The organism is Carboxylicivirga linearis, from assembly GCF_018271995.1.
In the GTDB taxonomy this organism is placed as follows: Bacteria; Bacteroidota; Bacteroidia; order Bacteroidales; family Marinilabiliaceae; genus Carboxylicivirga; species Carboxylicivirga linearis.
In genome coordinates this window covers 137,716-147,539 of the sequence record NZ_JAGUCO010000010.1, presented here as the reverse complement: position 1 = coordinate 147,539, position 9,824 = coordinate 137,716, and the positions used below count along the sequence as shown (strand labels likewise).

The window sequence follows — 9,824 nt, the reverse complement described above, 5'->3', positions numbered from 1 at the left end:
CAAACCTCACGTATTGGGACATCTTCTTTTTTACAACTACTTACAAAAGATATTTGAACAAAAACCTTTATCTGAAGAATTTACCCTTCAGACATTTCTTATTAAAAAGCTAAAACGGTTTAATAAATACCTTCGTAAAAACCATAAAGATTACGCCTATTATCAGCATAAGGGGACTAAATATGATGAACTTTATTTTGTGAGATGTAACCTTCAGGCTGAAGACTATCATTCCCATCCATATTCAATGGTAGATAGTGATTTTGCAACCAGTAAAGATTATTTATTTGCTAATTTTATTGCACATGAGAAGATTATCGTATATCTGGAGAATGAATTGGTTAAGTTAAAAGTCAACAAGAAAATTCGTTATAAATCTCAACTTGAAATTTTAAAAGCATCATCATATAATTGGTCTGAAACCAAAATTGCAATGGTTGAATTAATCTATGCATTAGTATATTCCGGATGCATCAACAATGGTAATGTTGATGTTAAAGAACTTTCAAAAACACTTTGTGAACTTTTTCATGTGGAAGACCTGGATATCTATCGTTCTTTTATTGATTTAAAATACCGAAAGAAAAATCCTACTGTGTTTTTGGATAAAATGAAAGAGGGCCTATTAAAGAAATTAGAAGAATATTAAAAAGTTAACTCACAGATAAAATACATTCGTCACATTAATTAAATCAAAACTTTAAGCATCTGATTCGATTTAGCAAAAGTACTTTTTAATAAACAATAGAAGAGGCTAATATTCATGACAAATAACCTTTATCATTCAGATCTTTAAATGCTTGTTTTACCCTAGCTTGAAAGGGTGTAAAACACATAAATGATTAGATTGAGATTAATTTAAGGTAATAATTACAGTTTATGTTTATTATTTTTTTTTAAAGTAAGACGTAATAAGCGAATTAATAATTATTCTAACATTATCAAACAAAAAGAAATACATTTCGTATCTTAAAATGATATTTTTAAATATCAACTATTTACTTTTCGATTGTTCAACCTTGTTGTTGTTGTTTTAAACCTAAAATTACTCCATAACCATTGCGTTGGATGAAAGAAAACTACTTGTTGAATGAAATTTCGTTATGGAAGTATTTTATAAGAGCAATACCATTATAAATATTATTGAATTATTCAAAGCATTCTCACAATTTGGTAATAAGAAACTAAATTCAATAAATATCTCATATATTGATTCTTACTTAGCGTCAATTGTATCTAACAAAACGAGACTGGAATACCTTGACTATTATAAATTCCAAGTAGAAACAGATCTAGTCGTTAATAAAGAACATATCATTACAGATATTCAAGAAAAACTTCAAAACATACACCTTGAACTTGGATATGAACAAAAATATAGACTTTATATTTCACTATTTGATTTTTCTTATTTCCTTGAGGATGATACCAATAAAAGTAAAATACAATCATTATTGGAGCAAACCTATACTATGCTTCATTTGAATAGAAATGTTATTAGAGATATAGAATGCTTTTGCAGAAACGATATTGACTTAATTCAAAAAAAAGAAAACATTTTAGTAGTTGGTAACTTTAAAAGAATAAAACCTAAATCCTTTTCATCATTTCATTGTAATTTTCTCAATGGCAATATTTACACCTATTATATTGAACAAATAAATGCTTTTATAATACAGTACTTTGGTTCTGATAATTTAACATTAAATAATCTGCCTATATTCCCTAATAGAACATACCAATTATTTTTGGGAAATATAATCGAAGGAGAAAATATTAAACCTATATTTTTTAATGATTTAGTAAACGAAATACACACCAATAATAAAAATCAAATCTTTTTAAATGTAAAAGGAATAAGTAAAATATTCAAAAAAACTAACCTTGGCATTCATCCTGCTACTTTCAATCTCTATTCAGGTGAATTACTTGCTATAATGGGAGGTAGCGGAAGTGGAAAAACAACACTTTTAAACCTACTATGTGGCAATTTAATTCCCGATTCTGGTCAAATCTTCATTAATGGTTTAGATTTTGGGAGAAACAAAAAAGAGCTAAGAAAACATATTGGCTTTGTGCCTCAGGATGACCTTTTAATTGAAGAATTAACGGTTTATCAAAACTTGTTATTTAATACCAAGCTATGTAGAGATGACCTAAATCTTAAAGAACAAATTGAAACCTGCCTATCTACTTTAAAAGGATTAGACCTCTTACATATAAAGAATCTAAAAGTTGGTAATGCCTTAAACCAAGTAATAAGCGGAGGCCAACGCAAAAGGTTAAACATTGCTATTGAACTAGTAAGAAACCCATCAATTATTTACCTTGATGAGCCAACATCAGGCTTATCATCATCAGACGCTTTTTCAGTTATTAACCTTTTAAAAAGGATCTCACTATCTGGAAAAATTGTAATTGTAAACATACATCAACCTTCATCTGATATTTTTCACTTATTTGATAAATTATTAATATTAGATAAGATGGGTTACACCGCCTATTTTGGCAACCCCGTTTGGGCTTCTAAACACTTTAAAAAACACCTTAATTTTGAAGACACACCCATTGATGATAGCATAAAATTCGGTCACTACAGCCCTGAACGCATCATAAATTTAATGGAATATAAAACAAGAGATAATGATGGTAACCTAACAGATAAACGTATCTACAGTGAAAAACAGTGGAATAATATATTCCTATCAGATCATAAAAAAAACGATAGTGTTGAAATTCCTAAAATTGAATTGCCAGAAGCGCAAACTCAAAAGCCCTCATCAATTAAGCAATTCTTGATATTCATCAGTCGAAACTTTAGGACAAGAACAACAGATAAACTCTATGTTTTATTACTACTATTAAGTTCACCTGTCCTGGCTTTAATGATGTCGGTATTTCTAAAGTCTACTGATATTGAAACTCACGAGTACTGGTTCATTAACAATGATAATATTCCTACCTATCTGTTTATAAGTGTCATTATTTCAATATTTCAAGGCCTTGTCACTAGTTCAGGTGAAATCTATCGAGATCTTTCTTTATTAAAAAGAGAAGCTTTATTAGATCTAAATCCATTTGCCTATCTAAATTCAAAGTTATTGTACCTTTTCTCTATTAATGCCTATCAGACAGCAATATATGTATTAGTTGCCAATAGCATACTTGAGATAAAAGGATTATTTTCCTACTATTTTTTAGTATTGTGGGTAACCTCAAACACTTCGAGTTTAATAGGCCTTTATATATCATCGCGCTTTAGATCCATATTATCTATCTATATAACAATACCATTCATCTTAATTCCGAAAATATTGCTAGCCGGTGCTATTCTAAACTTTGACAAAATTCACCATTCCCTGGCATCTAAAGAGAATGTCCCTATTTATGCAAATCTTACCGTCTCTAGATGGGCTTATGAAGGGTTAGTAAATATTCAGTTTGCAAAAAACGAATACGAAAGCCAAGTGTATGATAACTTAATACTAAAGAGTTCCATTCAATATCAGTTGTATTTTGTTTTACCAATATTAAAAACAGAAACAAATAATTTAAACAAAACAATTAATGATAAAGAAAAAAATATCAACATCATACGAAATATTTTTTCCAATCTTATAAATGAATTTCCAACCCTAAAAAAAAATATTTCAATTAAAGATATTGACTTTTCCAATCCAGACATTATTAAAACTTTAACAATAAAAACAGAACAATGGCTAAAGAAGATACAACAAATCAACAATGCCCGAATTGATGAAATAAGAGTTAATGCAAATATAGACAAAAGAAAATACTACAATAGACAGCTCGCTGAATTTGCAATGAATTCTAATAACTATATAAATTACTTACGTTCAAATGAATCAATTATAAGAAAATATCAACCCTGTTTTTTTGTTTCACAAAATAAATTTGGAAGGTCTCATTACTATGCTCCATATAAAAACATTGGAGATCTTAGAATTGAAACATGGATTTATAATATTTACATTTTACTAATATACAGCAGCTTGTTATACACATTAGTTCTTTTTCGATTGTTAAAATTTAAAAAATAAATCAATTACAAATCTAAAAAAATTCAAAATGAAAAATTCGAGTATCATTACGCTATTATTTATTTTAATTATAGGTAGTTCTACAACTTTTTCACAAGAATGCAAACACCTTTTCGAACGAACGGCCCCAATGGATAGTTTATATACTGTCAAAGCAGATCGATTACTTACCATACAAAATGGAGATACACTTAAGTTAGTCCGCATTTTTTATGGCAATACCCATTACAATATTTCCATTGTTAAAGATGATCCTTCTAAACAATTATCTATGAGAATACTTGATGGCAAAGCTAAAAAAGTAATATTGGATGGCAATAAGAATGGCTCTAATGAAGAAGTGGACATATTTAGCGATTTCTCTCAAAGAGTTATTATAGAAATTAGTGCTTTAGAAGGAAGTAGCAAAAATTCATCAGACTGTATTGCTTTAACAATTCGGTCTTATAAAGATTATGCAAAAAAAAATGAATCTACCATACCAGCTCCTCCAGCCATTAACTGGGAATAATTAAACTACCTAATTTAATTACAACACTCTTTCTTTACAACATATTTAACTATGCACTCAAAAGGTCGAATTTTATTAATTGATGATAATCCTAAAAATCTTCAGGTCTTAGCTAATTTGCTTAACTCAAACCAGTATAAAGTTGAAGTTGGAGTTAACGGTTTAGATGTTTTTAATTGGATAGATCATGAGTACTTTGATTTACTCTTACTAGACATTATGATGCCTGATATTAATGGTTTTGAAGTTTGTAAAAAAATAAGATCCAACAAACGCTTTGATAATTTACCTATCATATTTATTTCTGCAAAATCAGATACTCTAAGTATGGTAGAAGGATTTAAGCTGGGTGGACAAGATTATATTACTAAACCTTTCAATCCATCCGAATTACTTGCTCGAGTTGAAACACATATAGCATTAAAAAAAAGCAAGGAGGAACTTCGATCAATGAACGACACACTTGAATATAAAATAAAAGAAAGAACAAAAGAACTTTTTACTGCTAATCAAAAACTAACGGAATTAACTGAAACCAAAGATCAGTTTCTAAAATTTATTAGTAAAGAGATCTCCTCTCCTCTTGAATCTATAATTAAAGTCATTGAAGTCATTAAACAATCATCCGAATCCTCTAAAATGGCTGAAATGATAACACTTCTGGACCAGTCTGTTTTGAAGCTGGATAGAATAACAAAAATGGCATCTTACATTACTAAAATAAAGACTAAATATGATTCAGATCAAAGTACAGTCTTTTCTATTCTTTCAACTCTAGATTATATTCTAGTGAATGTCTCACAAGAACTTGATAAAAAAAATCTTGAAATAGATTTAGACATTGATAAAAACTTTCGAGTTAATGGTAATAATGAATTATTTAAAACCTCAGTTTTAGCTATTCTAACTGTAATATTACAATACATTGATAACAACCAATTAATCAGAATTCATTCAAAGCTTGATAACAGTTCCAGTAATTTAATCATCGAATCAATAATTAATGAAGAAACTGTTTCAGGTACTTATATACACGAGGAGGTTTCATTATACACAACGTACAGTCAAACAATAATGGCTCTAGAAGGAGGTTCTTTTTCTTTTTCTAATGAAAATGAAAACAAATATGAATTCATCTGGACGTATAAAAAATAAACATTTAAAACGATAATTATGAAATTAAATCTTATTAAAACGATGGTATTTCTGACACCTATACTGATGTCTTACTTTTTAACAGGATGCTCTAGTTGTCAGCAACAAAAAAATAAAGATCTAGTTGGTGAAAATATTAATTTTAAAGACATAAGCATTATTGATTCTGTTGATGCTGTTATAATAGCTTTGCCATCTCCGGAAGAAATAATACAATACATTAAAAGCAATAAAGTAGAGTTTGATGAATCAATCCTTGTAAACACCAAATATGCATTAAAAAGTTCATCGGATAACATTAAGAAGCAATTGCTTGGGATGTATTTTGCTGATCTTGCATATCTTTCTTCCTTCTCTAGAACAAATTACGTGCCCGAACTCATTAAAACAATTGATGTAATGATGAAAGATTTAGAGTTAAATCCAATTGTCTCTCAAGAAATTAGAAATACACTTTTAAACACTTCTTCTCCCGAGGATGTTTATAATATTTCTCAACAGTTTTATGATAATCTGATAAATTATTTATATGATATTGATGACGGTAAGACTTTAACCTTGATTTCTACTGGTGTTTTTTACGAAGTAATGTACATCTCAACAAACCTGCATTCAAATTATGACTTATACAAAAATTCCATTTATAAAATAGGAGAACAAAAGCTGCTATATGAAGATCTTCTATCCATGGCACAAATACTAAACAATTATGGTTTGCAAGATTCATTTAATGATTTAAAAGCCCTTGAAAAAGCATTTAACTTAATCAGTTTTGACTCTGAAATAGATGAAGTCTATGAATCCGATGACAATGTTCTTCATATTAAAAGCAAAAACAATACAGTGGAGATTTCAAATGAAAAATACACCGATTTCTGCCAAGCTATTGCACAAGTTAGGAACAAAATAATTGAAAATTTAGACTGATTATTACTTTCATTGTAAGGACTCAATGTTTATCAGTTGAGTCCTTACGATGGGAGCTTCATCTTAGATAATCTTCCTTTTTTACCTAATACCAATAATCTCTATTTCTGTTCTCCTGTTTTTCATTCTTCCTTCACTATTATCACTACCATCTGGATTTTCGTTGGGGGCAATCGGTTCTGATTCTCCCTTTCCTTGTGAAATTAGTCTATCTGTAGAAATTCCTTTTGAAATAAGGTAACGAACAACATTTAAAGCCCTTTTTTCAGACAACCGTTGATTATATCTCTCACTCCCAACATTATCTGTATGGGAAACAATTCTAATAATTATATCAGGATGCTTACTTACAAAACGAACCAATGTCGAGTCCAAAACCTGCTTGGTTTCTTTTGTTAATTCAGCCTTACCAAATTCATAATAAATATTTTCGATTTCAACCGGTTTATCAGGAATCGTAAGCACTGGCTTTAAATCTAGAGAAATTTCACTTACCTTCTCCTTATTTAAAGTAGTAAAGCTAAAACTACCTCCAACAACCAAGGTATCTTTCACTTCTACCCTATATTCATGCCCCTTGTCAAGCCATACACCAAACTCTCCATTTTCATTAGTAAAAGTTTCTTTTATCAATAAAGAAGCTGCTGTGTCGGACTGTTGAGATATAGCAATTGATTGATTTGCCAGAACACCTGATTTTTGATTTTTTTCTGTTAGATCAACAAATCCATGTCCCATTAGTAAATCCTGAGTTTTTATCTGTCCCTTTACAAAAATTCGAGCTATCGTTGTTTCTTCAAATAAAAAGATATCATTTAGCGACTGATTATACATTGATAAAGAGATTCCCTTCCTATTTGAGGCAAAAACGCCCAACATACCAGACTCATTCCTGAAATAATCAATATCATCGAAAGATGAATTAATTGGATAACCAACATTCATAACTGCTAGCCAATTCACCAACTCTCCTTTTGAATAAAAAATATCATAACCGCCAAAAGATGCATGTCCGTTTGAACTAAAAAATAATGCATGAGACTCCAAATCGAAATACGGTGTGATTTCATCTCCACTTGTATTGATATATGCACCAACATTATAAGCTTTCGAATGCTCATTTTTTGTTTTATCATAAACAAAATACCAAATATCTTTTCCACCAGCACCTCCCCTGCGATCCGAGACAAAGTAGATTACTTCCAGAGATGGATCATAACAAGTCCCAACAGTTGGTTGGGAAGAGGTATATCCTTTTTTATTGATGCTTTTATTTAATTTAACAGGCGTAGACCAAATTCCACTTTCGAGAGTAGATATATATATGTTTGATATATATTTATTATTGTTATCCCGCGAAGATTTAGAAAAGTAAAACCTTCTTTTATCTATTGAATAGGTTCCATCGCCAGTATCGTAATCTGAATAATTAAAGTAGGGTTCAGGTACATTATTTTCTATAGTCCATAGATCCTTTTTCTTCTTTGCATATGAAAATCCTCTTTTTGATCTAAAGGATCTATTTAAATCTTCTTTTAAATCTGTATTCTCTTTAAAGTTACCAAATATCAATTCATCTGACTCCAGTAAAACGGGGTTAAACTCTAAATTGCTAGTATTTACATTACCTTCAAGTCGTTTAACTTTTGTATATACAATGGTATCTCTGTTTTTAATGGCAAGGTTACAACCAGCAATTGAGTTTTCTATTCGCTCACGAGTTATATTACCCATTTCAATTCTTCTGGTCTTAGTTCTTAATCTAGATAAGATTTCAATAGCCGTTTCATAATTACCATTATTCTTTTCCAATTCAGCCAGGTAAAAGGCTATTTTACCATGCTCGTAAGGATTTTCTTCAAATTCATTTTTGGCAAACTCATATGCTTCATCAGTTTTTTTTGCTTTAACAAGTGCATTCAAGAAATAAACATGATAGTTTAATTTATTTGGCTTACGCTCAATCATTTCTATAGCAATATCTTGTGCTGTTATATAATCATCTAACCAAATTGCCTCATTATACATCTTTTTAAGCTGCCAATTATGGTATTTCTTCAACTCCAATTTAACTTGACCAAAACTGATAACATACCAAAATATCGCCACCAGCAGCATAGTAATCCTATATAGCATATTAAAACCTTTCAGTTGGGTGAATAATCTTTTCAATTTTTGAATTAGGTAGAATATAAATAAGACCAAACTCAAAGCCTGAATTTTTTGTATAGCTAGATTTTAAACCAGAAATATCAAATTCATAACTCGAGAAGAAATTCCACTTAGCAACACCTATTCCTATAGAAAAAACAAGACTTTCAATATTATTAACTATACCATTTCTTATAAATACACCTGAGGATAAACTTTTAATGGCCTTATTATTTATAAATTTGTATCCCAGATTAGAACCTACTAAAGTCTGATTAACATTTCCCTGATTAACAAATACAATAGCAGGTAATATAAATAAATTCTGAGCAAAGGAGTAATCCATTTTTAAATGAACTATATTGCGCATATCTACTTGATAATCCATTCCAAAAAAGTTTTCAGTTGGTCTGTTTAAATTTTGAATAGATACTCCTGCACTAAGAATCATATCCTTCATTGATTTTAAAGCCAATATGCCAATCCCTGTAGTAAGGTTATTACTCGTACTTCTTTCAAATGCATCTGCTGTAGGTAAACTTGAATCAAAAGCTCCAATACTTCTATTATATTGATCTGGAAATGTTTCACCTGAACTATCAAACCGCTTAGACACATACCCCAGTTGTAGCCCTGCTGATAACTTTAAAGTTCTTGTAATATTAACTTTCTTAGCTAAGCTAAGAAACAGATAATGTCCTGGGAATGTAAAACCAGCCGAATTATCATAACTATAATTTAACCCAACATCTATTTGTTGTCCAAACGGAAAAAAAGGCTTTTCAAAGCTTGTATAAAAAGTTTCATAAGGATTACTAATATTATAACCCTGCGACCGATACAAAACAACCGCTCGCATATCTCCATTAAAATTACCTATGTTGGCAGGATTAAGTGTTAAATGTGTTACATAAATATTGGAAAAGTGAATATTTTGACTATGAACTTCACTCAATACTAATAACATAAATATCAATATAACCGTACTGTCTATTTTAAATTTACATAAGTAACTCATT

The 9,824-nt window shown here is 29.8% G+C and carries 7 protein-coding genes; 5 read left to right on the top strand and 2 right to left on the bottom strand.

Annotation, left to right across the window (positions count from 1 at the left end; all coding sequences use genetic code 11):
* The 5 genes from KEM10_RS14005 to KEM10_RS13985 form a co-directional block, all read left to right on the top strand.
* Window positions 1-649 (top strand): RteC domain-containing protein (locus tag KEM10_RS14005; protein WP_212216646.1); only part of this gene is annotated, 649 nt, incomplete at its 5' end.
* 454 nt (window positions 650-1,103) lie between these two features.
* Window positions 1,104-4,061, top strand: a complete 2,958-nt coding sequence (locus tag KEM10_RS14000; RefSeq protein WP_212216645.1) for an ATP-binding cassette domain-containing protein — start codon at window positions 1,104-1,106, stop codon at window positions 4,059-4,061.
* A gap of 28 nt (window positions 4,062-4,089) precedes the next feature.
* The gene (locus KEM10_RS13995; RefSeq protein ID WP_212216644.1) at window positions 4,090-4,572 is read left to right on the top strand and encodes a hypothetical protein; all 483 of its coding nucleotides are present in this window, start codon (window positions 4,090-4,092) and stop codon (window positions 4,570-4,572) included.
* A 51-nt stretch (window positions 4,573-4,623) separates the two neighbouring features.
* The gene (locus KEM10_RS13990; protein WP_212216643.1) at window positions 4,624-5,727 is read left to right on the top strand and encodes an ATP-binding response regulator; all 1,104 of its coding nucleotides are present in this window, start codon (window positions 4,624-4,626) and stop codon (window positions 5,725-5,727) included.
* A gap of 18 nt (window positions 5,728-5,745) precedes the next feature.
* Window positions 5,746-6,654 carry a hypothetical protein gene (locus tag KEM10_RS13985; RefSeq protein ID WP_212216642.1) on the top strand — a complete coding sequence of 303 codons (909 nt, stop codon included), beginning with the start codon at window positions 5,746-5,748 and terminating at the stop codon, window positions 6,652-6,654.
* Window positions 6,655-6,735: 81 nt separating this feature from the next.
* On the opposite strand, the gene KEM10_RS13980 is transcribed toward KEM10_RS13985, so the two are convergent.
* Both KEM10_RS13980 and KEM10_RS13975 read right to left on the bottom strand, forming a co-directional pair.
* The gene (locus tag KEM10_RS13980; RefSeq protein ID WP_212216641.1) at window positions 6,736-8,826 is read right to left on the bottom strand and encodes an OmpA family protein; all 2,091 of its coding nucleotides are present in this window, start codon (window positions 8,824-8,826) and stop codon (window positions 6,736-6,738) included.
* Window positions 8,792-9,823: a PorP/SprF family type IX secretion system membrane protein gene (locus KEM10_RS13975; RefSeq protein ID WP_262897930.1), complete on the bottom strand. Its 1,032-nt coding sequence runs from the start codon at window positions 9,821-9,823 to the stop codon at window positions 8,792-8,794. The genes KEM10_RS13980 and KEM10_RS13975 overlap by 35 nt, the downstream gene beginning before the upstream one ends.
* Window position 9,824 lies beyond the last annotated feature (1 nt).